The 24305-nt window shown below is 75.1% G+C and carries 20 protein-coding genes; 14 read left to right on the forward strand and 6 right to left on the reverse strand.

From position 1 onward, the window contains the following. The first annotated feature begins 56 nt into the window (after window positions 1-56). From dapA to CCE02nite_RS10745, 3 genes are all read left to right on the forward strand, one after another. On the forward strand, window positions 57-1001 hold the full coding sequence (gene dapA / locus CCE02nite_RS10735; RefSeq protein ID WP_141389639.1) for a 4-hydroxy-tetrahydrodipicolinate synthase: 945 nt from the start codon (window positions 57-59) through the stop codon (window positions 999-1001). Window positions 1002-1051: 50 nt separating this feature from the next. Beyond that, the gene (locus tag CCE02nite_RS10740) at window positions 1052-2737 is read left to right on the forward strand and encodes a ribonuclease J (protein ID WP_047234710.1); all 1686 of its coding nucleotides are present in this window, start codon (window positions 1052-1054) and stop codon (window positions 2735-2737) included. A gap of 230 nt (window positions 2738-2967) precedes the next feature. Beyond that, window positions 2968-3564, forward strand: coding sequence for a DUF4328 domain-containing protein (locus tag CCE02nite_RS10745; protein ID WP_170227291.1), 597 nt, complete (start codon window positions 2968-2970; stop codon window positions 3562-3564). An 18-nt stretch (window positions 3565-3582) separates the two neighbouring features. Here CCE02nite_RS10745 and CCE02nite_RS10750 read toward each other — a convergent pair whose 3' ends face one another. Then, window positions 3583-4158 (reverse strand): TetR/AcrR family transcriptional regulator, encoded by a 576-nt coding sequence (locus tag CCE02nite_RS10750; RefSeq protein ID WP_141389641.1) that lies wholly within the window; start codon window positions 4156-4158, stop codon window positions 3583-3585. 110 nt (window positions 4159-4268) lie between these two features. Here CCE02nite_RS10750 and CCE02nite_RS10755 point away from each other — a divergent pair, with 110 nt between their 5' ends. After that, the gene (locus CCE02nite_RS10755) at window positions 4269-4679 is read left to right on the forward strand and encodes a hypothetical protein (protein WP_141389642.1); all 411 of its coding nucleotides are present in this window, start codon (window positions 4269-4271) and stop codon (window positions 4677-4679) included. 96 nt (window positions 4680-4775) lie between these two features. Then, the gene (locus CCE02nite_RS10760) at window positions 4776-5141 is read left to right on the forward strand and encodes an Imm51 family immunity protein (protein WP_141389643.1); all 366 of its coding nucleotides are present in this window, start codon (window positions 4776-4778) and stop codon (window positions 5139-5141) included. Window positions 5142-5211: 70 nt separating this feature from the next. On the opposite strand, the gene CCE02nite_RS10765 is transcribed toward CCE02nite_RS10760, so the two are convergent. Further along, window positions 5212-6144: an MBL fold metallo-hydrolase gene (locus CCE02nite_RS10765; protein WP_141389644.1), complete on the reverse strand. Its 933-nt coding sequence runs from the start codon at window positions 6142-6144 to the stop codon at window positions 5212-5214. A gap of 144 nt (window positions 6145-6288) precedes the next feature. Between CCE02nite_RS10765 and CCE02nite_RS10770 the strand changes: the two genes are divergently transcribed. The 4 genes from CCE02nite_RS10770 to CCE02nite_RS10785 all read left to right on the forward strand — a co-directional run bounded on the left by CCE02nite_RS10770 (window position 6289) and on the right by CCE02nite_RS10785 (window position 11128). Next, window positions 6289-9117 (forward strand): FtsK/SpoIIIE family DNA translocase, encoded by a 2829-nt coding sequence (locus CCE02nite_RS10770; protein ID WP_371861917.1) that lies wholly within the window; start codon window positions 6289-6291, stop codon window positions 9115-9117. Window positions 9118-9229: 112 nt separating this feature from the next. Beyond that, window positions 9230-9859, forward strand: coding sequence for a CDP-diacylglycerol--glycerol-3-phosphate 3-phosphatidyltransferase (pgsA, locus tag CCE02nite_RS10775; protein WP_141389646.1), 630 nt, complete (start codon window positions 9230-9232; stop codon window positions 9857-9859). Window positions 9860-9872: 13 nt separating this feature from the next. Continuing rightward, the gene (locus CCE02nite_RS10780) at window positions 9873-10427 is read left to right on the forward strand and encodes a CinA family protein (protein ID WP_141389647.1); all 555 of its coding nucleotides are present in this window, start codon (window positions 9873-9875) and stop codon (window positions 10425-10427) included. A gap of 359 nt (window positions 10428-10786) precedes the next feature. Beyond that, entirely contained in the window at window positions 10787-11128 is a 342-nt protein-coding gene (locus CCE02nite_RS10785; protein ID WP_047234712.1) for a helix-turn-helix domain-containing protein, read from the forward strand. Between the two features lie 51 nt (window positions 11129-11179). Here the strand turns inward: CCE02nite_RS10785 and CCE02nite_RS10790 are convergent, their stop codons facing one another. Both CCE02nite_RS10790 and CCE02nite_RS10795 read right to left on the reverse strand, forming a co-directional pair. Then, entirely contained in the window at window positions 11180-12019 is an 840-nt protein-coding gene (locus CCE02nite_RS10790; protein ID WP_141389648.1) for a DNA-formamidopyrimidine glycosylase family protein, read from the reverse strand. 65 nt (window positions 12020-12084) lie between these two features. Next, entirely contained in the window at window positions 12085-17208 is a 5124-nt protein-coding gene (locus CCE02nite_RS10795; protein WP_141389649.1) for a DEAD/DEAH box helicase, read from the reverse strand. Between the two features lie 187 nt (window positions 17209-17395). On the opposite strand from CCE02nite_RS10795, the gene CCE02nite_RS10800 reads away from it, so the two are divergent. From CCE02nite_RS10800 to CCE02nite_RS10820, 5 genes are all read left to right on the forward strand, one after another. Next, on the forward strand, window positions 17396-17629 hold the full coding sequence (locus CCE02nite_RS10800; RefSeq protein ID WP_141389650.1) for a DUF3046 domain-containing protein: 234 nt from the start codon (window positions 17396-17398) through the stop codon (window positions 17627-17629). A 69-nt stretch (window positions 17630-17698) separates the two neighbouring features. Then, the gene (locus CCE02nite_RS10805; RefSeq protein ID WP_141389651.1) at window positions 17699-19891 is read left to right on the forward strand and encodes a phage holin family protein; all 2193 of its coding nucleotides are present in this window, start codon (window positions 17699-17701) and stop codon (window positions 19889-19891) included. Then, window positions 19888-20691: an MBL fold metallo-hydrolase gene (locus tag CCE02nite_RS10810; protein ID WP_141389652.1), complete on the forward strand. Its 804-nt coding sequence runs from the start codon at window positions 19888-19890 to the stop codon at window positions 20689-20691. The genes CCE02nite_RS10805 and CCE02nite_RS10810 overlap by 4 nt, the downstream gene beginning before the upstream one ends. Window positions 20692-20900: 209 nt before the next feature. After that, the gene (recA, locus tag CCE02nite_RS10815) at window positions 20901-22016 is read left to right on the forward strand and encodes a recombinase RecA (RefSeq protein WP_141389653.1); all 1116 of its coding nucleotides are present in this window, start codon (window positions 20901-20903) and stop codon (window positions 22014-22016) included. A gap of 83 nt (window positions 22017-22099) precedes the next feature. Continuing rightward, window positions 22100-22642, forward strand: coding sequence for a regulatory protein RecX (locus CCE02nite_RS10820; RefSeq protein ID WP_255318797.1), 543 nt, complete (start codon window positions 22100-22102; stop codon window positions 22640-22642). Window positions 22643-22647: 5 nt separating this feature from the next. Here CCE02nite_RS10820 and CCE02nite_RS10825 read toward each other — a convergent pair whose 3' ends face one another. Further along, the gene (locus CCE02nite_RS10825; RefSeq protein WP_141389654.1) at window positions 22648-23550 is read right to left on the reverse strand and encodes an amino acid ABC transporter permease; all 903 of its coding nucleotides are present in this window, start codon (window positions 23548-23550) and stop codon (window positions 22648-22650) included. Further along, a complete protein-coding gene (locus CCE02nite_RS10830; protein WP_141389655.1) occupies window positions 23547-24236 on the reverse strand; it encodes an amino acid ABC transporter permease in 690 nt (229 codons plus the stop codon). The genes CCE02nite_RS10825 and CCE02nite_RS10830 overlap by 4 nt, the downstream gene beginning before the upstream one ends. Between the last annotated feature and the right edge of the window lie 69 nt (window positions 24237-24305).

The following is a 24305-nucleotide window of genomic DNA, read 5'->3' on the forward strand; positions in this document are numbered from 1 at the left end:
GCTCCCGGGCCTGGACGGGCGCGGTGCCCGGACGCGCCGCACGGTAGTTTGTGCACATGGTCCTTCCCGCCACCCCCGCGCGCCCGTTCGGTGCCGTCCTCACCGCCATGGTCACCCCGATGACGCCCGACGGCGCCGTCGACCTCGCGGCGGCGGCCCGGCTCGCGAAGCGCCTGGTGGACGACGGGAACGACGGCCTGGTGCTGAGCGGCACGACGGGCGAGTCGCCCACGACGCACGCGCCGGAGAAGCAGGACCTCGTGCGGGTCGTCGTCGACGCGGTCGGCGACCGCGCGGCGGTCGTCGCCGGTGCCGGGTCCAACGACACCGACCACGCCCTGCGCATGGCCGAGCAGGCGGCCGAGGCCGGGGCCGACGGGCTCCTCGTCGTCGCGCCCTACTACTCGCGCCCCGGCCAGGAGGGCGTGTACCGGCACGTGACGGCGATCGCCGACGCGACCGACCTGCCCGTCATGCTCTACGACGTCCCCGGACGCACGGGCGTGCGGATCGCGCCCGCGACGTACGCGCGGCTCGCGGCGCACGACCGGGTCGTCGCGAGCAAGGACGCGACGGGCGACGTGTACGCCGCCGCCAAGCTCGCGGCCGCGACCGGGCTCGCGTTCTACAGCGGCGACGACGGCCTGCTGCTGCCGTTCCTCGCGCACGGCGCGGCCGGCATCGTCTCCGTCTCCGGGCACGCGGTGGCCGGGTCGTTCGCCGAGGTCGTGCGCCGCTTCGACGCGGGCGACCACGCGGGCGCGCTCGAGGTCTTCCTCACCACGACGCCCGTCATCGACGCGCTCAACGGCGCGGGCTTCCAGGCCGTGATGGCCAAGGCCGCCGTCGAGCTGCTCGGCGTCACCGACAACCGCTTCCTGCGCCTGCCGAACGTCGCGGCGACCGAGGACGACGTCGCGCTGGTCCGCGACGCCCTCGTCGCCGCGGGCGTGCTCGCCGGCGCGAGCACCGCGGCGGCCACCGCCGCACCCATCAGCTAGCGAGGGCAGGAGCCCTCGAAACCCCCGGCTCAGCCACGACAGGAGGCCCCGTGAGCCATCCCCACCCCGAACTCTCCCTGCCTCCCGAGCTCCCCACCGGAGGGCTGCGCATCGTCGCCCTCGGCGGGCTCGGGGAGGTCGGCCGCAACATGGCCGTCCTCGAGTACGACGGGCGCCTGCTCGTCATCGACTGCGGCGTCCTCTTCCCCGAGGACAACCAGCCCGGCGTCGACCTCATCCTCCCGGACTTCGACTACATCGCGGACCGGCTGGACGACATCGAGGCGATCGTCCTCACGCACGGCCACGAGGACCACATCGGCGCCGTCCCGTACCTGCTGCGCCTGCGCCGCGACATCCCGCTCGTCGGGTCGCAGCTCACGCTCGCGTTCGTCGAGGCGAAGCTCAAGGAGCACCGCATCTCGCCCGTGACCCTCGCGGTCAAGGAGGGCCAGGTCGAGCAGCTCGGCGTGTTCCGCTGCGAGTTCGTCGCCGTCAACCACTCGATCCCCGACGCGCTCGCGGTCGCCGTGACGACGGGCGCCGGGACCGTGCTGCACACGGGCGACTTCAAGATGGACCAGCTCCCGCTCGACGGGCGCATCACCGACCTGAGGGCGTTCGCGCGCCTCGGCGAGCAGGGCGTCGACCTGTTCATGGTCGACTCGACCAACGCCGAGGTCCCCGGGTTCGTCACGCCCGAGGTCGAGATCGGCCCGGTGCTCGACAACGTGTTCGCCGCGTCGGAGAAGCGCATCATCGTCGCGTCGTTCTCCTCGCACGTGCACCGCGTGCAGCAGGTCCTCAACGCCGCGCACCACCACGGGCGCCGCGTCGCGCTCGTCGGGCGCTCGATGGTCCGCAACATGACGATCGCGGCCGAGCTCGGCTACCTCCACGTGCCCGAGGGCGTGCTGATCGACCTCAAGAAGGTCGACTCCCTGCGCGACGACGAGATCGTGCTCATGTGCACCGGCTCCCAGGGCGAGCCCATGGCGGCCCTGTCGCGCATGGCCAACGGCGACCACAAGGTCCAGGTCGGCCACGGCGACACGGTGATCCTCGCGTCGTCGCTCATCCCGGGCAACGAGAACGCCGTGTTCCGCATCATCAACGGGCTCACGCGCCTCGGCGCGCGCGTCGTGCACGGGGGCAACGCCAAGGTGCACGTGTCCGGGCACGCGAGCGCGGGCGAGCTCCTCTACTGCTACAACGTGCTCAAGCCCAAGAACGTCATGCCGGTGCACGGCGAGGTCCGCCACCTCGTCGCGAACGGGGCGCTCGCGGTCCGCACGGGCGTGCCCGCCGACCGGGTCGTGCTCGCCGAGGACGGCGTCGTCGTCGACCTCGTGGACGGCAAGGCGTCGGTCGTCGGCGCGGTGCCCTGCGGGTACGTGTACGTCGACGGGTCGAGCGTCGGCGAGATCACCGACGCCGAGCTCAAGGACCGGCGCATCCTCGGCGAGGAGGGCTTCGTGTCCGTCTTCGCCGTCGTGGACTCCGCGACCGGCAAGGTGCTCGCCGGGCCGCAGATCCTCGCGCGCGGGTTCGCCGAGGACGACAAGGTGTTCCAGGACATCCAGCCCGAGGTCGTCAAGGCCCTCGAGGACGCGATCGCGGGCGGCGCGACCGACACGCACCAGCTCCAGCAGGTCATGCGTCGCGTCATCGGGCGGTGGGTCTCCAACCGGCTGCGGCGTCGCCCGATGATCGTCCCGGTGGTCGTCGAGGCGTAGCGCCAGCCCCCGGGCCGGTCGCCCCTCGGTCGACCGGCCCGGAACGGGGCGAAGTACCCCTATCCTGGCGCTCCGTCCGAGCTCTCAGGAGACCGCCCATGTCCTCCCCGCACGCCGCCGGCGCTCCGGCGCCGCACTCCTTCCCGGCCGCCGCCCCCGTTCTCGCCGGTCATGCCGGGGTACCGGGGACGCCCGCCGGGTCACCGCGACCGGTGCCCCGTGGCCTGGGCGTGGCCTCCGTCGCCCTCGCCGCGGCAGTCGCCGGGGGAGCGGTGGTCCAGGCCGCCCTCGCCGTACCCGTGGTCTCGACGCTGCACGATCTCGTCCGTGGTCGGAGCGTGTCGACGGCCGTGCTCGCGGCGTACGACAGCGTCGCCCTGCTGTTCGGAGCGGTCCAGCTCGCGGCCGGGATCGTCACCGTCGTGTGGCTCTGGCGTGCCCGGCGCTTCGCCGAGGCCGCGACGCCGTGGTGGTCGCACGCGCGCTCGCGCGTCTGGGTCTGGCTGGGATGGATCGTTCCCGTCGTGTCGCTGTGGTTCCCCCTCCAGGTCGTGCGCGACGTCCGCGCGGCGACGCTCCGGACGGAGCGTCCGGGGCTGGGCGGCTGGTGGGCGGCCTGGCTCGTCGGAGGGTTCGCGGCGAACGCCGGCGGTCGGCTGATGAGGTCGGACTCCCCGGACGTCTGGTCGGCGCTTCCGGTGCTGGACGCTGTCGCGGCCGTCGCTCTCGTCGTCGCCGCCGTGCTGTGGGCGCGCGTCGTGCGGGAGGTGGGCGACGGTCAGCGTGCTGTCGCGCCCGCGCCCCCGGTGGGCTCCAGCTGGTCCTGACCCCCCTGGCGGGCCCCGTCAGCGTCCCGCGAGGGCGCGCCCCACCGTGGCCGTGGCCCTCCCGTAGCGCTCGGCGCGCTCCGCGTCGTCGCCGGGGACGAGGCCGGCGAGCTCGAGCGAGACCAGGCCGTGCACGAGGCCCCACAGCCCGAGCGCGACGTCGGTGGCCGCGGCGTCCGGCACGAGCCGTGCGACGGCGTCGCGCAGCACGAGGAACGTCGCCTCTTCGACGGCACGCGGACGGTCCGCGGCGGGACGGACCCCGCGCGCGAACATCACGGCGTAGAAGTGCGGGTCCGCGAGGGCGAACCCCCGGTAGGCACCGCCGAGCGCGGCGAGGTCGGCACCCGGGTCGTCGGTCCGCTCGACGGCCGCCAGGTGGGCCGCGAACCGCCGGAATCCCTCCGCCGACACGGCGGCCACGAGCTCGTCGCGGCTGCCGAAGAGCGCGTACACGGCCGACGGGCTCGTCCCCGCGGCCGTCGCCACCGAGCGGACCGTCACAGCACCCTCGCCGTGCTCGGAGATGGCTCGGGACGCCACGTCGAGGAGGCGGTCGCGCAGGGCGTCGTCGTGCAGTCGAGGTCGTGCCACGCCTCGAGTCTAGAGGGCTTGACACAGGTTTGCGAACGCTGTTCTATAACGATGTTCGCAAACCCGCGGCGCGCTGCGTGCCGGGGTGTCACGCCAGCCCAGGAGGTCTCGTGCTCGAGCTCACCGACGCCGCCCGCATCACCGCGGGCGTCGTCCTCCTCACGGTCGTCGGCATCGAGTCCGGCGGCGCGTTCCTCGTCAAGGTCGTCACGCGGCGCGTGCCGGCGACGGGCTTCCAGACCTCCTTCTTCCGCGCCGGGCACGCGCACGCGGGCGTGCTCGTGGTCCTGGGGCTCGTGTGCCTGCTGCTCGCGGAGGCCACCGAGCTCGCGGGCTTCTGGCGGTGGCTCGCCGCCACCGGGGTGCTCGTCGCCGCCATCCTCCTGCCCGCCGGATTCTTCCTCTCCGCCGTGGGCTCGGGGCGCGAGGCGCCGAACCGGGCCGTCGTGCTGCTCCCTGCGGGCGGCGTGGTCCTCGCCGCGGGCGTCGTGACGCTCGCGATCGGGCTCTTCCTCGGCTGACGACGGTGGGGCCGGGCGCGGGCCCGGGCTCGGGCCCGGGCGGCGTCGCCGGAGGTCCGCCGCGGCGTCGTGGGTGGTCAGCGCTACGTTTCCCGCATGACGAACCCCGAGGACTTCGCCCCGCTCGAACCCGTCCACCTCGTGACCCAGGCGCAGGGGTGGAGCATCATCTACTCGCCCGGCGGCCCGGAGTGGCACCAGCACAAGGGTGCCCTCGAGCGGCACGGCATCGAGGGATCCGGGTACGACTTCTCCGGCGCGCTCCGGGCCACGCTGACCGACCACGAGCCGAGCGTCCTGGGCGCGGTCGGGTTCGACCCCGAGGGCGGCATGGTGAGCGTCTACGGGTCGGACCTCGGCGCGCTGCACGCCGCGGCGCGGCACCTGCACCGCCTGGTCACGGACGAGCAAGCGCTCGACGTGGCGCTCGCCCGGTCCGTGGAGCTCGGGCTCGACGACTGATCCCCGGCGACCTGCGTCGGCAGCGCTCCGGGTCGCTGTCCGCACCGCCCGAGGGACGGGTAGGGCGGCCTCAGCGCGAGCGCAGCGCCTCGAGCTGCGCGTCGTGCCACTCGGCGACGTAGCCCGTGAGCCGGCGGTCGTCGGGCATGGTGTGGCCGCGGAGAGCGGCGTCCAGCGCGTCGAGGTAGGCGCGGTCGGCCGCGAACCGTGCGGAGACCGCGGCGCGTCCGAGGGCGGGGCTCCCGTGACCCGGGACGAGCGCGTCCACGTCGCGCGCGGCGAGCTCGAGCGCGTCGAGCGCGCCGCGGTAGACCCCGACCGGGTCCCGGCTGTCGGTGTCGACGAGCGGCACCTCGACGTCGGAGAGCATGTCGCCCGCCACGAGCACCCTCCCGTCCGGCGTGCGCACCACGAGCGCGGCATGGCCTGGCGCGTGGGCGTCGTGCTCGACCACGGTGACCGAGCGTGGGTCCGTGCGGGCGGCCTGCGGCCAGGGAACGCGGCGCGCGCCGCGGGGGAGCGGGGTCAGCGCGCCCACGAGCGCGGGGTCGTGGCCGGGTGCGGCGGCCTCGGTCGACGCGAGCACCGCGGCCCGCCGCCGCTGCGTCGCGTCGGCGGTGCGCGCCGTCGCCCAGCGGGGCGCGTCGCCGAGCCCCGGCGACCACAGCACGTGGTCCCAGTGCGGGTGCGTCGCGAACCCGGCGGTCACGCGCCAGCCGCGCGCCCGCACCGCGGCGGCGAGCCCCGCGACCTCGGCGACCGTCACCGCCGGGTCCACGACCAGCGCCTCGCCGTCCGGCGTGGTGACGACGGTCGACGTCGTCGTCCAGATCTCCGCCGTCGCGACCCAGACCCCCGGGGCCGCCTCGACGAGGTCGCGCGCTCGCGGTGCGGTCGCAGGCCCGACCGTGGCCGCGGTGGCCTGGTCGCTCGGTGGTCCGCTCGGTCCACCCGGTGGGTCGCTCTGGACGTCGTTCGGCTGGGGGTGCGTGGGCTCGTGCACGGTTCCTCCGGTCCTGGTCGGTCACGGGTCGTCGGCTCACGGGCGTCGCGCGCGAGGTCGCCGGCCGCCCGGCAGCACTCCGGCGGGGACACGCGCCGCCGGGTCCGCGTCCGTGTCGTCCCCCGCAGGTAGGTTAGGACCACTATGGCGACCCGCACGTCCCCGCAGGCACGTCGGACCGCGAGCAACCGCACGCCAGCGCCCCGCACCTCGGCGCGCGGCGGTTCGTCCTCGGCCCGCGGCACGTCGCGCGCCGGCACCGGTCGGGGGCGGTCCTCCTCCTCCGCCTCGCGCCGGCCCGCCCGGCGCCCCGCGTCGGGGCCGCCGTGGCCCGTCCGCGCGGTGCGGGCGGTCTGGCTCGGCGCCGCGCACGGCGTGGGGGCGCTCGTGCGCACCATCGGAAAGGGAGCAAGAGAGCTGGACCCGGCACACCGGCGCGACGGCGTCGCGTTCTTCCTCATCGCCCTCGCTGTCGTCGTCGCGGCCCGCGAGTGGTGGGGCATCGAGGGCACGTTCGGCAGGGTCGTGCACGGCGTCGTCGCCGGCACGTTCGGCCTCGCGGGCGTCGCGGTGCCCGTCCTGCTGCTCTGGCTCGCCGTGCGGATCATGCGCCACCCCGAGCGCGCGCAGGCGAACTCGCGCGTCGCGATCGGGCTCACGCTCATCGTCGTGTCGGTGTGCTCGCTCGTGCACATCTCCGAGGACCTCCCGGCGCCGCGCGACGGCTTCGAGGCGGTGCAGGACGCGGGCGGGATCGTCGGCTACCTCGCCGCGACGCCCGTGACCACCGGGCTCACGCCGTGGTTCGCGGTCCCCATCTTCCTGCTGCTCGGCTTCTTCGGGCTCCTCGTCGTCACCGCGACCCCGGTGCACCGGATCCCGAGCCGGCTGCGCGGCCTCTACGACGTCCTCACGGGCAACCACCGCCCGGACGACGAGGAGCTGGACGCCGACGGGCTCGCGCTCGCGGAAGGCGTCTCGCGCCACGACGGCACGGACGTGCCGGCGGGCCGTCGCCCGCGCAAGCCCCGGAAGACCAAGGCGCAGCGCGCGGCGGAGGCCGCCGAGATCGAGAAGCCCGAGGGCGGGTTCTCCGGCGACGAGGCGTTCGAGACGGCGGCGTTCCTCGACTACGAGGAGGACTCCCCGCGCGGTCGGGGGAAGAAGCGCCGTGGGGACGAGCCGGCGCCAGGCACCGCGCCCACGGAGGCGGTGCCCGCCGTCGGGCAGGGCACCGCGCAGGACACCGCGGCCGCCGCGATGGGCGCCGTCGCGCCCGCCCCCGGCGACGGCGCGGGCAGCGTGCCCCCGCCCCCGCCCAGCAGCCCCCTGCCGCGCGGCGTGCAGCCGATGCTCGAGGGCGACACCGTCTACCTCCTGCCCAACGAGGACTCCCTCGTCAAGGGCGCGCCGCACAAGGTGCGCTCCGCCGCGAACGACCGCGTCGTCGAGGCGCTGACCCAGACGTTCGAGCAGTTCGAGGTCGACGCGAAGGTCACCGGCTTCACGCGCGGCCCGACGGTCACGCGCTACGAGGTCGAGGTCGGTCCCAAGGTCAAGGTCGAGCGCATCACGTCGCTCTCGAACAACATCGCCTACGCGGTGGCGAGCGCGGACGTGCGCATCCTCGCGCCGATCCCCGGCAAGTCGGCGATCGGCATCGAGATCCCCAACACCGACCGCGAGACGGTCGTGCTCGGCGACGTGCTCCGCTCGTCGGCGGCGCGGCGGACCGAGCACCCCATGGTCATGGGTGTGGGCAAGGACGTCGAGGGCGGCTACGTCGTCGCGAACCTCGCGAAGATGCCGCACATCCTCGTCGCGGGTGCGACGGGCGCCGGCAAGTCGAGCTTCATCAACTCCATGATCACGTCGATCCTCATGCGTTCGACGCCCGAGCAGGTGCGCCTGGTGCTCGTGGACCCCAAGCGCGTCGAGCTGACGATCTACGAGGGCATCCCGCACCTCATCACGCCGATCATCACCAACCCGAAGAAGGCCGCCGAGGCCCTCGACTGGGTCGTGCGGGAGATGGACGCCCGGTACGACGACCTCGCCGCGTTCGGGTACAAGCACATCGACGACTTCAACGCCGCCGTGCGCTCGGGCAAGGTCAAGCCGCTGCCGGGCTCCGAGCGCAAGATCGCGCCGTACCCGTACCTCCTCGTGGTCGTCGACGAGCTCGCGGACCTCATGATGGTCGCCCCGCGCGACGTCGAGGCGTCGATCCAGCGCATCACGCAGCTCGCGCGCGCCGCGGGCATCCACCTCGTGCTCGCGACGCAGCGACCGTCGGTCGACGTCGTCACGGGCCTCATCAAGGCCAACGTGCCGTCGCGCCTCGCGTTCGCGACCTCGTCGCTCGCGGACTCGCGCGTCGTGCTCGACCAGCCGGGCGCCGAGAAGCTCATCGGCCAGGGTGACGCGCTGTTCCTCCCGATGGGCGCCGCGAAGCCCATGCGCGTCCAGGGCGCGTGGGTCTCCGAGTCCGAGGTGCACTCGGTCGTCGAGCACGTCAAGGGGCAGCTCAAGCCGGTCTACCGCGAGGACGTCACGCAGACCGCGGCGAAGAAGCAGGTCGACGAGGACATCGGCGACGACCTCGACCTGCTCCTCCAGGCGACGGAGCTCGTCGTGACCTCGCAGTTCGGCTCGACGTCGATGCTCCAGCGCAAGCTGCGCGTCGGGTTCGCCAAGGCGGGTCGCCTCATGGACCTCCTCGAGTCGCGCGAGATCGTCGGGCCGTCCGAGGGGTCCAAGGCGCGCGAGGTGCTCGTGACGCCGGAGGAGCTGCCGTCGGCGCTCGCGCTGATCCGCGGCGAGCCGGCGCAGGACGTCTTCGACGGCCAGGCGCCCGCCGCGGCGCCGGGTGGCGGTGCGGGGCACGACTACGGCGAGGGCACCGAGGGGCACATGCCGCCGGTCGCGACCGACTACCACGACGGTGCCGACGTGGAGTCGGGCTGGCGCTGAGCGCGCACCGCGTGCCCACCGAGCCCGCCCGGTACCGGCACGCCGTCCGTGGCCGCGGTGGCGGTGGCGGACGAGGGTCGGGGCACCCCTGAGGACCCCCTAGGCTGGTCACGTGGTCACCGCCGTCCCCTCGCCGTGGAACTCCGCGAACCTCGTCACCATGGCGAGGATCCTGCTCGTCCCCTTCTTCGCGTGGGCGCTCCTCGTCGACGGTGGGGAGTCCGTCACCTGGCGGCTCGTCGCGACGGGCATCTTCGTGCTGGCCGCGACGTCGGACCGGCTCGACGGCTACCTGGCGCGCAAGTACGACCTGGTCACGGACCTCGGCAAGCTCTTGGACCCGATCGCGGACAAGCTGCTCGTCGGCACCGCGCTCGTCCTGCTCGCGTGGCCGCTCGGGGAGCTGCCGTGGTGGGTGCCCGTGGTCGTGCTCGCGCGCGAGCTCGGCGTCACGCTCCTGCGGTTCGCGGTCCTCAAGTACGCGGTCATGCCCGCGTCGCGTGGCGGCAAGCTCAAGACCGTGCTCCAGACCGTCGCGATCACGCTCTTCCTCCTGCCCCTGTCGCACCTGCCGGGGTGGATCGGCGTCGTGGCCTGGGTCGTGCTCGCCGCAGCGATCCTCGTCACGGTCGTGACGGGGCTCGAGTACGCCTACCAGGGCTGGCGGCTGCGGCGCGACGCGATCCGCGCGGCCCGCCTCGCCGAGCGCGGGGCGGCCCCGGACGGCGCGTCGGCGTCGTGACCGGGGCAGCGTCGTGACGGGGGCAGCGCGCGACGCCGAGGGGACGGGGGCCTCGGTCGCGCGACCGGACGTCGTCGGCCTCCTCACGACGCTCGAGGCGCGGGGGTGGACGCTCGCGACGGCCGAGTCGCTCACCGGTGGGCTGCTCTCCGCGACGATCGTCGACGTCCCCGGGGCGTCGCGCGTGTTCAGGGGCGCGGTCGTCGCCTACGCGACGGACGTCAAGCGGTCCGTGCTCGGGGTCGACGGCGGCCTCCTCGCCGCACACGGGGCCGTCCACCGGGACGTCGCGCGACAGATGGCGGAGCGGGTGCGGGAGGTGCTCGGTGCGGACGTCGGGGTCGCGACCACGGGCGTCGCGGGACCGGACCCGCAGGACGGCCAGCCGCCGGGCACGGTGTTCGTCGCGGCGAGCGGCCCGCGAGGGACGCGCGTGCGACGGCTGCGCCTTGCCGGCGAGCGCGCGGCCGTCCGCGCCGGGACGGTCGCTGCGGCGATCGACCTCGCCCGGGCGGTGGTGGACGGGCCCTCCGCGAACGACGCTGGGCCGGGTGAAAACGGCGGGTGATCTGCGGTCGCCCGGGCCGGACGACCACCCTCTCGGATGCGGCGCGTGGAGAGGTCGTGAACGTACCGCGCGGGGTACGCCGGGCAGGCGGCCGCGGGAACAAGGCCCCACGTCGGGACGTTGCACAGCACGTGATCGCCAACAGGACCGTCAACCGACCGGTGGGCCGCACGGACAACGCGCCGACGGCCGGTCCGGCACGCCGCACCGGAGACGTGAGCGGACCGCGGGCGGGGTACGGTAGGACGACCCCGTCACGCGGGGCAGTGAACAGGAAGACCGGCACGAGCAGTTCGCGCACCCAGGTGGGGGCCACACCGGCTCCCGGGGGCGCACGGGACACGGAAGGGGGTCGCCAGATGATTGTTCTTCGACGAGAGATCGGGGACGTGCTGCGAGACGCTCGCCAGCGACAGGGGCGCACCCTGCGAGAGGTGTCCTCGGCCGCACGGGTCTCGCTGGGCTACCTCAGCGAGGTCGAGCGCGGTCAGAAGGAAGCGTCGTCGGAGCTCCTCGGCTCCATCTGCGAGGCGCTCGACATCCCGATGTCGTTGGTGCTGCGCGAGGTCAGCGACCGGGTCGCGGTCGCCGAGGGTCTGCTGATCCCGGACACCATCCCGGCCGACTTCGCGACCGCGGTGCTCGGACGGCAGAACCCCGAGGGCACGGCGCGACGAGAGGACCTTCAGCCCGTCGGCTGACGGTCGACGCCGGGTCGACCCGGAGCAGGTGCCGGGGCAGCGACGCCACCGTCACCGGTTCGCGGGCGGCGCCTGGCACGTCGGACACCAGAAGACCGGACGGTCGTACGGCGGCTCGTTCGCCGTACCTTCGACGACAGGCGTGCCGCACACGTGGCACGCCTTTCGTGTGCGCCCGTGCACGTGGCGCACGACGCCGGCACGCGGGTCGAACCCGTGCCGCACGGTGCGCTGCATGAGCGCGCGGGCCGTGAGGAGCAGCCCTTCCAGGTCCTCGACGTCGCGCACGGGCGTCCACGGGTAGACGCGCTCGGCGAAGAGCGACTCCGCGGTGTAGATCGTGCCGATCCCCGCGACGAGGTGCTGGTCGAGGAGTGCCTCCGCGACGGGGACGCCGGTCACGGCCCGCCCCGGCCGGTGCCGGGGGCCGCTCCCGCCCGCCGCGTCGTCGGCCCGCAGGCGCGCGACCGCCTCGGGCAGGCCGGTCTCCGGGAAGTCGTCGCCGAGCACGTCGGGTCCGAGGGGCCCGACGATCACCCGCTCGTCCGCGGTGCGCAGCACGTGCAGCATGCCGATCCGGTTCCCGACCGCGGTCCACCACTCGTTCGCGAGCACCACGCGCACGTTCGGCTCCGCGCCGCGCGCGTCCCGCGCACCCGTACGTGCGATGCGCCACGAACCCTCCATGCGCAGGTGGGTGTGCAGCGACCGGCCGTCGTCCAGGCGCGTGAAGAGGTGCTTGCCGTACGCCACGTTCTCGACGACCGTCCGGCCGGTCAGGACGACCTCGGCGGCGCTCGGCCAGCGCAGCTCCGCGCGCACGAGGACCCGGCCGGCGAGGGCCTCGTCGAGCCGCGCGGACACGAGGCGCAGGATGTCACCCTCGGGCACGCCCGCACCCCCTGGCGGTCGCGAGGGGGCGGCGGCGAGCGCGCCCCGTGCCCTCGGCCGTCACCTCAGGCCGCCCGCAGCCCGCGCGGCGTCGCGCGGAACCCGGCGTCGAGGAGCGCGCGCACCGCGTCGTCGGCGGACGTGGCCGTGGTGCCCGCACCGGCCAGCGCCTCGACGCCGTCCACCCGCTGCACGACGACCTTGCCGAGCCGCCCCGCGCGGACCGCCCGGACGAGCTCGGCGCTCGCCTCCGCGAGCCGCGGGCCGTCGACGAACGACAGGACGGACCGGCCCCCGCGCTCGACGTACAGCGCGAGGTCGCCGTCGCTCAGCACGACGACGGCTCCGGCTTTGCGCCCGGGACGGTGCCCGCGCGACGTGTCGGCACCGGTCGCGGCGCGGTCCGCCGGCACGGCACCGCCGCCGCCGTGCGACGCGACGGTCGTGGTGGTCGCGGCACCGTTCCCGACGGGGGACGGCCGCGCCGGCCACGGCAGCGCCGCGCCGAACGGGTTGGCGGGGTCGGTCGCGGCGAGGAGGACGGCGCCCGGGCGCGGACCGCCGCGCGCGGACCGGGTGCCGCCGAGCACCGGGTCGTCGAGCATCGGGTCGTCGAGCATCGGGTCGCCGGACGCCGTGGCGAGACCGCCACCGGGTGCACGGCGCAGCCCGCGGGCTGCGGCCGCCTCGAGCGCGCGCTCGCGGTCCTGTCCGTCGGTCCGGAGCTGGTCGACCGCGCCCGGGAGCGCGAACTGCGAGCCGCCGAGGTGCTCGACGAAGTACCCGCGCCGTGCGGCCCCGGTCGCCTCCAGCTCGCTGAGCACCCGGTACACCGCGCGGAACGACCCAGCGACGCCCTCGGCGGGCGCGACGGCGCGCGTGAGCACGCCGTGGCGGTCGAGCAGGACGCGCGCGAGCGCGTGCGCCCGGCGGGTGAGGTCGGCCTCGCGCGCGGGCAGCGCCGACCAGCGGCCGGCGCCCCCGCGCAGGCTCGTGTCGGGGGAGACCGGAGGACGGAGCCCGGCGAACCGGCCGCGGCCGACCGGACGCGCGCGCGCCGGCGTGCGCGGGGCACGGTGGGCGCCGCCCCCGGCGCCGAGCCGCGCGCGCAGCGAGCCCAGCCCGTCGTTCGTCACGTGGCCGGACCACACGAGGTCCCACAACGCCTCGAGCGTCGGGCCGACGTCCGCGCCCGCCCGCTCCGCGAGCCGTGGGAGGAAGTACCCGCCCGAGCCGTCGAGCAGGTCGAGGAGGGTCGCGTGCAGCCCGGCCTCGGGCGCCGGCCCGGGGTCCGGGAGCGTGAGCGGCGCCCACTCCGCGAGGTGCAGGCTGACGAGCCCGTCGCCGCCACCGGACCCCGGGAGGGCCGCGTGGCCGCACCAGACGACCTCTCCGGTCGTCGTCAGCTCGTCGAGCATCGTCGGCGTGTAGTCGGTGACGCGGGACGGCAGGACGAGCGTCTCCAGAGCCGACGCGGGCACGGCGGCCCCCGAGAGCTGCTCGACGACGCGCAGCAGGCCGTCGGTCCCGCGCAGCGCCCCGAGCCCCTGCCACCGCGGCAGGAAGACGCCCAGGGTCTCCGCGGGGACCGGCTCCACCTCCGCGCGCAGCGCCGCGAGCGAGCGGCGTCGCAGCACGCGCAGCACCTCCGCGTCGCACCAGTCGTCCCCGGTGCCGCCGATCGACTCGGGCCGCAGGCGTCCCCGGACGACGAGCCGTGCCGACTCGAGCCGTTCGAGCGTCTGCACGACGACGGCGACGCCGAGGCCGAGGCGCGCGGCGAGGTCGGCGGCGGTGAACGGGCCGTGCGTGCGCGCGTGGCGGCGCACGAGGTCGCCCAGCGGGTCGGGGACGGGCTCGGTGAACACCTCGGGGATGCCGACGGGCAGCGCGACGCCCAGCGCGTCGCGCAGGCGCCCGGCGTCCTCGACGACGGCCCACTGCTGCGCCCGGTCGGGGTCCACGCCCGCGATCCGGACGCGCATCACGCGCCGGGCGGACTCGAGCTCGCGGAGCCAGCCGGCCGCGGCGTCGCGCACGTCCTCGCGCGTGCGGGCCACGACCTCGGCGTCCGTGAGCGGTCCCAGCCGGCGCAGCACGTCCCACACGTCCTCGGCGTGCCGGGCCTGCCGTTCGGGCGCGAGCGCACCGAGCTCGGCCTCGGTCCGCTCGATCTGCGCCGGGTCGAGCAGGTCGGCGAGCTGGGCCGCGACGCCGTCGCCGCCCAGCAGCTCGGCGAGCAGCGTGGGGTCGAGAGACAGCGCGGCGGCGCGGCGCTCCGCGAGGGGGGCGTCGCCGTCGTAGAGGAACTGCGCCGTGTACCCGAAGAGGAGGGACTGCGCGAAGGGTGAGGGCGTGGGCGTCGTGACCTCGACGAGGCGCACGCGCCCCGCCGCGAGGTCGCGCATGAGTTCGGTGAGCGCCGCGACGTCGAAGTCGTCCTGGAGGCACTCGCGCGCCGCCTCGAGCACGATCGGGAACTCGGGGTACTCGGACGCCACCGACAGGAGCTGGGCCGAGCGCTGGCGCTGCTGCCACAGCGGCTGGCGGCGGTCCGGGCGGCGCCGCGGGAGCAGGAGCGCGCGCGCCGCGGCCTCGCGGAACCGGGAGGCGAACATGACCGATCCCCCGAGCTCGTCGCGCACCGCGTCGAGCACGTCGTCCGGGTCGAGCAGCAGGTCCTCCACGCCGACGACGGGCGCGTCCCCGCCGAGGCCGCCCGACCCGTCGGTCGATCCCTCGAGCCACGAGTCGCCCGTGTCCGGCAGCCGCAGGACGATGCCGTCGTCGGCGTGCATCGCCGCGGCGTCGACCCCGTACCGCTCGCGCAGCCGCGCGGCGAGCACGAGCGCCCACGGCGCGTGGACCTTGGCCCCGTACGGCGAGTGCACGACGACGCGCCAGTCGCCGAGCTCGTCCCGGAACCGCTCGACGACGACCGTCCGGTCGTCGGGCACGCGCCCGGTCGCGTCGCGCTGCTCGCGGAGGTACGCGAGGAGGTTGTCGCTCGCCCACGCGTCGAGCCCGGCGGCGCGCAGCCGGTCGGCCGCGGCGTCGTGGTCGTCCGCCGCGAGCGCGTCGGTCTCGCGCACCCAGGCGCCGAGCGCCCGGCCGAGCTCGGCGGGGCGCCCGGGGGAGTCGCCCTTCCAGAAGGGCAGGCGCCCGGGGATGCCCGGCGCGGGCGTGACCAGCACGCGGTCGGGCGTGATGTCCTCGATGCGCCAGGTGCTCGACCCGAGCGTGAACGTGTCGCCGACGCGCGACTCGTAGACCATCTCCTCGTCGAGCTCGCCGACGCGCTTGCCGCCGCGCGGGGCGCGCCCGCCCGCGGTGTCCGGGTCGCCCGCGACGGTGCCCGTCCCGGCGTCCGTCGCGAGGAACACGCCGTACATCCCGCGGTCGGGGATGGTCCCGCCGCTCGTCGCGGCGAGGCGCAGGGCGCCCGGCCTCCCCGTGAGCCGGCCCGACGCGCGGTCCCACACGATGCGCGCGCGCAGCTCGCCGAAGTCCTCGCTCGGATACCGCCCCGCGAGCATGTCGAGCACCGCGTGCAGCGAGGCGTCGCCCAGGTGGGCGTACGGCGCGCTGCGCCGCACCACGGTGGCGAGCTCCGCGACCGTCCACTCGTCGACCGCGACCATGGCCACGACCTGCTGCGCGAGCACGTCGAGCGGGTTCGCGAGCACGTGCAGCTCCTCGATGCCGCCGGTGCGCATGCGCTCGGCGACGACCGCGGAGGGCACGAGGTCACCCCGGTGCGTGGGGAACACGACGCCGTGCGACACGGCCCCCACCTGGTGCCCCGCGCGCCCGATGCGCTGGAGCCCGGACGCGACCGACGGCGGGGCGCCGACCTGCACGACGAGGTCGACCGCGCCCATGTCGATGCCGAGCTCGAGGCTCGACGTCGCCACGACCGCGGGAAGGCGGCCGTCCTTGAGCTCGGTCTCCGTCCGCGTACGCTCCGCCCGGCTCATCGACCCGTGGTGCGCGCGGGCGATGACCGGCTCGACGCCGGAGCTCGCGCCCGACTGCGCCTGCACCTGGGCAGCGGTGATCGTCCCCGGGTCGAGCACGTCCTCGCCCTGGCGCTCCGCCCACACCTCGTTCATGCGCGCCGTGAGGCGCTCGGCGCCGCGTCGGGAGTTCGTGAACACCAGGGTCGAGCGGTGGTCGGCGACGAGGTCGACGACGCGCTCCTCGACGTGCGGCCACACCGACGGACGCTGCGGCCGGACGTCCGGCGCCCCGGTCGGTCGGGACGTCGCGGGCCCGGACAGGTCCCGCTCGCCTGGCGGCAGGGGCGGCAGCCCGCCCGCGGTCGTCGCTCCGGACGCCGCGCCACGGGCCACGCCCGCTTCCGTGCCCGGGCGCGCACCGGCGTCGGGCACCAGGGCGGCCGTGCCCAGGTCCGCGAGGTCGGGGACGGGCACCACGACGTCGACCTCGATGCGCTTGCTCGCGGGCGGCTGCACGACGACGACCTCGCGACCCGCCTCCGCCTCCGGGCGGTGGCCGCCGAGGAACGTCGCCACGGCCTCGACGGGGCGGACCGTCGCCGAGAGCCCGATGCGCTGCGCGGGCGGGCGGTCCTGCGCCTCGAGGAAGGCGTCGAGACGTTCGAGCGACACCGCGAGGTGCGCGCCGCGCTTGGTCCCCGCCACGGCGTGGATCTCGTCGACGATCACGGTCTCGACGCCCGCGAGCCCCGCGCGCGCCTGCGAGGTCAGCACGAGGAACAGCGACTCGGGCGTCGTGATGAGGATGTCCGGCGGGTGCGTCGCGAGACGGCGGCGCTCGCTCGTGGGCGTGTCGCCCGTGCGGGTGCCGACGACGACGTCCGGCACCTCGAGCCCGAGCCGCACCGCCGCCTGGCGGATGCCCGCGAGCGGGGAGCGGAGGTTGCGCTCGACGTCCGCGGCGAGCGCCTTGAGCGGCGAGACGTACACGACGCGGCAGCGCTGCTCGCGTGCGACCTCGCCGGCCGCGGGCGCGCTCATGATCCGGTCGAGCGACCACAGGAACGCCGCGAGCGTCTTGCCCGACCCGGTCGGGGCGACGACGAGCGCGTGCCGGTCGCTCGACACCGCGTCCCACGCGCCGGCCTGCGCCGCGGTCGGGGCGTCGAACGCGCCCGAGAACCAGGCGCGCGTGGGCGCGGCGAAGCGAGCGAGCAGGTCCGTGGTCACGGGCCCATTCTCGCCGCGACCACCCACACGCGCCGCGTGACGGGAGACCGTCGGCCCGCCCGCGCGAGCTCAGTCGTCCGAGCGCTGCGTCGGCGTGCGAGCGAGGCGTCCCGGGACGCATCGCTCGCGCACGGACGCAGCGCTCGGCCGCGGACCGGGAGTGCGCGCGGCGTGGGAGGCTGGTCCCGTGCGCTACCGCGAGTTCTCCGAGCTGGTCGACGAGGTGTTCGGCGCGTCCCTGGGACGCGCCTACGTCCGCGAGCAGGTGCTGTCCGCGCTCGACGACCGGACGGCCGCCCAGGCGCTCGAGGACGGCGTCGAGCCGCGCGTCGTCTGGCACGCCTTGTGCGACGCGCTCGACGTACCCGAGGCGCGGCGCTGGGGCCACGACGACCACCGCCAGGCCCCGCCCCGCCGCTGACCCCGCCGGCGCCGGCCGACTGGGGACGGCCGAGGAGCGCGACGGGCCGCGCGCCGCGATGATGGCCGCATGAGCGCTCCTGCCCGAGGCCGTGCCGCGGTCCGCGTGACCGTGGCCGACGTGCGCGGAGCCGTCTGGTCGCTCGTCTCGACGACCGTCGGCCTCGGGCTCGCGATCTGGTTCGTCCCCGGGGTCGAGGTCACCAACCCGTGGTCGCTCGTCCTCGCGGCGCTCGCGGTCGGGCTGGGCGACGTGCTCCTGCGCCCCGTGCTCCGGCGTCTGGCGCACCGGTTCGGCGTGGTCGGCGCGCTCGTGTCCGGCGTGGTGGCCCAGCTCGCGGTCGCGTGGGCGGCGCTCACGTACCTGCCGGGCTTCCGGAGCGGCTCGTGGGTGGACGTGCTCGCGGTGCTGGTGCTCGCGGCCGTCCTCATGGCGCTCGGGCGCTGGGTGGTCGGGGCGAGCGACAACGAGTACGTCCTCGGCGACCTGCTCCGGAGGGCGCGCCGGCAGGCCGGCGTGCCGCGACGCGACCCGGGGACCGCGGGTGCGGGCGAGCGCCCGGCGGGACTGCTCGTCGTCCTGCTCGACGGCGTCGCGCGCCCGACGCTCGACTACGCGCTCCAGGCCGGGCTCGCCCCGACGCTCGCGCGCTGGCTGGGCAGCGGGAGCCACCACCTCACGACATGGTGGGCGCGCGTGCCCGCGACGACGCCGGCCTCCACGATCGGCCTCCTGCACGGCTCGACGGACCACGTGCCCGCGTTCCGCTGGTGGTCGCGCGCGCTCGGCCGGCTCGTCGTGACGAACCGGCCCGCCGACGCGGCGGCGGTCGAGGCCCGGACGAGCGACGGCGCGGGCCTGCTCGCAGGTGGCGGCGTCGCCGTCTCGACCATGTTCTCCGGCGACGCCGCGACGAGCCTGCTCGTCATGAGCCGTGCGCGCGAGGGGCTCGGGCCCGGCCAGATGTTCGTGCACTTCTTCGCGAGCCCGTTCGTGCTCGTGCGCGCGGTCGTCGTCGCGCTCGGGGAGTTCTTCAAGGAGCTCTACCAGGGCTGGCAGCAGGCCGTGCGGGGCGTCGAGCCCCGGGTGTCGCGCCTCGGCTGGTACCCGGTGCTGCGCGCGGTGACGAACGTCGTGCTGCGCGACCTCAACACGACGCTCGTCGCGGAGCAGCTCGTGCGCGGGGCGCCGGTGGTGTGCGTCGACCTCGTCGACTACGACGAGATCGCCCACCACGCCGGGCCGCTGCGCCCCGAGTCGCTGCGCGCGCTGGAGGGCCTCGACCGGGTCGTCGGGCTCTGGGAGCAGGTCGCCGCCGTCGCACCCCGCCGCTACGACGTCGTCGTGCTGTCCGACCACGGGCAGTCGCTCGGCGCCACGTTCGAGCAGGTCGAGGGCCGGTCCTTCCTCGACGAGGTCCGGCGCCTCATGGCGCCCGAGCCCGGCCCGCGCGCCGGGGTCCGCCGCGGCGGGGAGGCCGCCCGAGCCGAGGGACGGCGTCGGGCCACCTCGCCGGACAGCGAGTCGTGGGGCCCGGCCAACACCGCCCTCAACGCGCTGCGGCCCGGGGCGTCGGGCGAGGACGACGGTGCTCGTCCGGGCCACGGGCGCATGATGGTCGGTCCGGACCGGAGCGAGCGGCACCCCGGCGCCGAGGACGCCGCGCTGCCCGAGCTCCCGGAGGTCGCGGTCGTGGGGTCGGGCAACCTGGGCATGGTCTGGTTCCCCCGCGAGCCCCGCCGGCTCACGGGCGACGAGGTGCGCGAACGGTGGCCGCGGCTGCTCCCGGGTCTCGTCGCGAACCCGGCCGTCGGCGTCGTCGTCGAGCGCGGTGCGGGCGGGGAGGTGCGTGCCCACGGGCGTGGCGGCTCGCGCGACCTGCGGACCGGGGAGGTCGTGGGCGAGGACCCGCTCGCGGGCCACGGGTCGCGCGCGGCGGCGGACCTGCTGCGCGTGGCGGGGCTCGAGGACGCGGGCGACCTCGTGCTCGTCTCGCGCGTGGACGACGTCGGGATGGTGCACGCGTTCGAAGGGCTGGTCGGTTCGCACGGCGGCCTCGGCGGAGCCCAGAACGAGGCCGTCCTGCTGCGCCCCGCGCACCTCGAGCTGCCCGACGACGAGCTCGAGGACGTGGACGGCACGCCGATGCTCGTCGGCGCGGAGGCGGTGCACCGGCGCCTCGTGGCGTGGCTCGTCGACCTCGGCGTGCGGTCCGTCGCCCCGGCGGCGGGCGACGTGGGGCGGCGGGTGGGGGAGCCGTGAGCGTCCGCGTGACGTGGCTCGGCCACTCGAGCGTCGTCCTCGACGTGCGGTCCGGCCGCGCGGGGGCGCCGGGCGTGCGCCTCGTCACCGACCCGCTCCTGCACCGGCACGCGGGGATGCTGCGGCGGCGCGGGGAGCGGCCCGCCGCGGCGTGGCAGGACAGCGACGCCGTCCTGCTGTCCCACCTGCACCACGACCACGCGGAGGTGCGCTCGCTGCGCCTCCTCGGCGACGCGCCCGTGCTCACGGCCCCGGCGAACGCGCGGTGGCTGCGCGCCAAGGGCCTGCGCGGGGTCGGGCTCGACGACGCGTGGCACGCGGTCGGGCCGGACGCGGCGGGGGTCGAGGTGCGCCTGGTGGCGGCGGTGCACGGGCACCGGCCGATGCCGCACCGGCCCAACGCGGCGAACGGGCACCTCGTGCGAGCGGACGGCCCGGGCGGCGTGCGGGTGTGGGCGGTCGGGGACACCGAGCACTACCCGGACATGGTCCACCTGCCGGCGCTCGCGGGCGGTCCGGTGGACGTCGCGCTCGTGCCGGTCGGCGGGTGGGGTCCGCGCCTGTCGGGCGGGCACCTCGGCCCCGCGCAGGCGGCGCGCGTGTGCGCCGAGGTGGGCGTGGGCGTCGCGATCCCGGTCCACTGGGGCACGCTCCACGCGCCGGGCGGGCGGCACCTCCCGCGCGGCTGGATGGACCACGCGGGGGCGGCGTTCGAGGCGGCCGCGCAGCGCGAGGCGCCCGGGACCCGCGTCGTGGTCCTGCGCCCGGGGGAGTCGTGGTCGTCGTCCGACGACGCGTGAGCGGCGCGGTCGTGACACGCCGGGGCGGGTTCCCGGATCGAACACGTGTTCGGCTAGAGTTGTGCACAGGGCGCGCTCCGGCGGGTCCAGGACGCCGGTCCGGCACGACGGTCCACAGGCTCGAGGGTCGCCGGAAGCCGCGTGTCGGTGGCTGCCCGTAGCGTCGGGCCACAACGAACAGATGAACGTCGAACCGAAGGTGGACTGACATGCCCGCACCCGCAGACCGCGAGAAGGCGCTCGAGGCAGCCCTCGCCCAGATCGACCGGAGCTTCGGCAAGGGCTCCGTGATGCGCCTCGGCGAGGAGGGCCGCGCCCCCGTCGAGGTCATCCCCACGGGTTCCATCGCGCTCGACATCGCGCTCGGCATCGGCGGTCTGCCGCGCGGTCGCGTCATCGAGGTGTACGGACCGGAGTCCTCCGGCAAGACGACCGTCGCGCTGCACGCCGTCGCGAGCGCGCAGCGCGCGGGCGGCATCGCGGCGTTCATCGACGCCGAGCACGCCCTCGACCCGGAGTACGCCAAGAAGCTCGGCGTCGACACGGACGCGCTCCTGGTCTCCCAGCCGGACACCGGCGAGCAGGCGCTCGAGATCACGGACATGCTGATCCGCTCGGGTGCGCTCGACATCATCGTCATCGACTCCGTCGCGGCCCTCGTGCCCAAGGCGGAGATCGAGGGCGAGATGGGTGACAGCCACGTCGGTCTCCAGGCCCGCCTCATGTCGCAGGCGCTGCGCAAGATCACGGGTGCGCTCAGCGCCTCCGGGACCACCGCGATCTTCATCAACCAGCTCCGCGAGAAGATCGGCGTGTTCTTCGGCTCGCCCGAGACGACGACCGGTGGCAAGGCGCTGAAGTTCTACGCGTCCGTCCGCCTGGACATCCGTCGTATCGAGACGCTCAAGGAGGGCACCGACGCGGTCGGCAACCGGACCCGCGTCAAGGTCGTCAAGAACAAGATGGCGCCGCCCTTCAAGCAGGCCGAGTTCGACATCCTCTACGGCGTCGGCATCTCCCGCGAGGGTGGCCTCATCGACATGGGCGTGGAGCACGGGTTCGTGCGCAAGTCCGGGTCGTGGTTCACCTACGGCGGCGACCAGCTCGGTCAGGGCAAGGAGAACGCGCGCTCGTTCCTGCGCGACAACCCGGACCTCGCCAACGAGCTCGAGAAGAAGATCAAGGAGAAGCTCGGCGTCGGGGCCAAGATCGACGCTCCGGCCGACCCGGCCGCGGGCGTGACGGTCCCGGCCGACGGCGCGGCCGCGCCCGCCGCGGCGAAGGCCCCGGCCGCGGCCGCGAAGGGGAAGAAGTCGCCGTTCTGATCGACGAGCAGGACGGCGAGGACGGCTTCGGGCCGTCAGGCCCGTCCGAGGAGGACGACGGGCGCCGCGCCGGCCGCAAGGCCGTGCGGCGCCCGCGCCCGACCCTGCACGAGCTCGTGGAGCGCGGCGAGATCAGCGACGCCGACCTCGCCGAGCGCGCGCGAGAGACGGTGCTGCGCATCCTCACGGCCGCACCCAAGAGCCGCGCCGAGCTCGCGCAGTCTCTCGCGCGCAAGGGCTATCCCGAGCACGTCGTCCTGCCGATCCTCGACCGGTTCGAGGAGGTCGGTCTCGTCGACGACGCGCAGTACGCCGAGATGATCGTCCGCACCCGGCACGCCGAGCGCGGACTGTCACGCCGGGCGATCTCCACCGAGCTGCGGCGACGCGGCATCGACGGCGAGGTCGGCGCAGCGGCGCTCGAGCAGGTCGACGACGACTCCGAGGCCGATGCGGCCCTGGAGCTCGCCCGCACGCGCCTCGCCCGCACGCGCGGCCTCGACCGCGACGTGCGGGTGCGCCGGACCGTCGGGGCGCTCGCCCGCAAGGGCTACAGCCCGTCGCTGGCGTTCGAGATCGTCCAGCGGGAGCTCGACGCCGAGGCCTCCGGACCCCCGCTCGACTGAGGCCGTCAGCGGGTCGCGGAGACGGCGGGGGCGTCCTCGGTCGGTCCGCCCGCGACGACCGTGGGGTTGCCGATGCCGGGGCCGGCGGCGGTCGCGCCGGCCGTGCGGCCGCTGAGGAAGCGGGAGAGCCACCGCGCCACGAGCGTGAGCATCCAGTTGATGACGATGAAGATCACGGCGGCGAGCACGAGCGACTGCAGGATGTTGCCGTTGCCGACGCCGTAGAGCTGCGCGGCCCGCAGGAGCTCGTTGTACGTGATGATCTGCCCGAGCGCGGAGTCCTTGAGGACGACGACGAGCTGCGAGACGAGTGCGGGGAGCATCGCGATGAGCGCCTGGGGGAGCTGGACCGAGCGCAGCGTCTGACCCTGGGTGAGCCCGATCGCGAGCCCGGCCTCGCCCTGCCCCTTGGGGAGGTTGCCGACGCCCGACCGCACGAGCTCGGCGATGACGGAACCGTTGTAGAGCACGAGTGCGAAGACCACGGCGAGGAACGGCGCGTCGTCGACGTTGTTGAAGCCCAGGAGCAGCCAGAAGAAGATCATCATGAGCAGCACGGGCACCGCCCGGAAGAACTCGACCACGATGCCGCTCACGACGCGCACGGCGCGCAGGTGCGAGAGCCGGCCGGTGCCGAACAGGAGCCCGAACGCGAGCGCGCCCACGATGGCGAACCCGGCGGCCCGCAGCGTGTTCTGGAGACCGGGGATGAAGTAGTACTGCCAGGCGTCGGCCGTGAACAGCGACGACCACAGCTCCGGGGCGAGCTGGCCCTTGTTGCCGAGCGCCACGAGCACGAGCGCGGCGACCCCGAGGACGACGATGGCGCCGACGATGTTGCCCAGCAGGATCGCGCGGCGCGCGCGGGGACCTGGGGCGTCGAAGAGGACGGACTGCTGGGTGCTCATCGGCGGACCGCCAGTCGGTTGGAGAGGGACGTGGTGAGCAGGCCGATGGGGATGACGAGGATGACGTAGCCGATCGCGAACGTCAGGAAGATCCCGTAGATGTAGTTCGAGTTGAACTCGATCATCGTCTTCATGAGGCTCGAGGTCTCGGTCGTGACGCTCGCCGCCGCCGCGACGGTGGAGTTCTTCAGCAGCGCGATGAGCGTGTTGCCGAGCGGCGCGACCGAGCCGCGGAACGCCTGAGGCAGGATGATGAGCCGCGCCGCGGGCAGGAACGACAGGCCGATCGCCCGCGCCGCCTCCGCCTGGCCGATCGGCACCGTGTTGACGCCCGACCGGATCGACTCGCACACGAACGCGGCGTGGTAGATCGCCAGGCCCACGACGGCGAGCCGGAAGAAGTTCGCCGCGAAGTCGGGGGCGAGCGTGACGTTGAGCTGTCCCCACAGGCCCAGCACCATGAACGTCATGATGATCGTCAGCGGGGTGTTGCGGAACACGTTGACGTACGCGGTCCCCGCCCAGCGCAGGCTCGGTACGGGGGAGATCCGCATGAGCGCGAGCGCCGTGCCGAGCACGAGCGAGAGGATCGCGGCCCAGAACGTCAGCTGGATGTTGACCCAGAACGCGCCGAGCACGTCGTACTCCCGGGCGAGCGCCCAGGTCTGCGACAGGTAGTCACCCACGGTTGGTGGTCCTCCGGGAGGGTACGTGCCGGGCCGCGTCGACGGCCCGGTGGCCGGGGGAGCGGCGCA

The organism is Cellulosimicrobium cellulans (assembly GCF_006539945.1).
Lineage (GTDB): Bacteria > Actinomycetota > Actinomycetes > Actinomycetales > Cellulomonadaceae > Cellulosimicrobium > Cellulosimicrobium cellulans.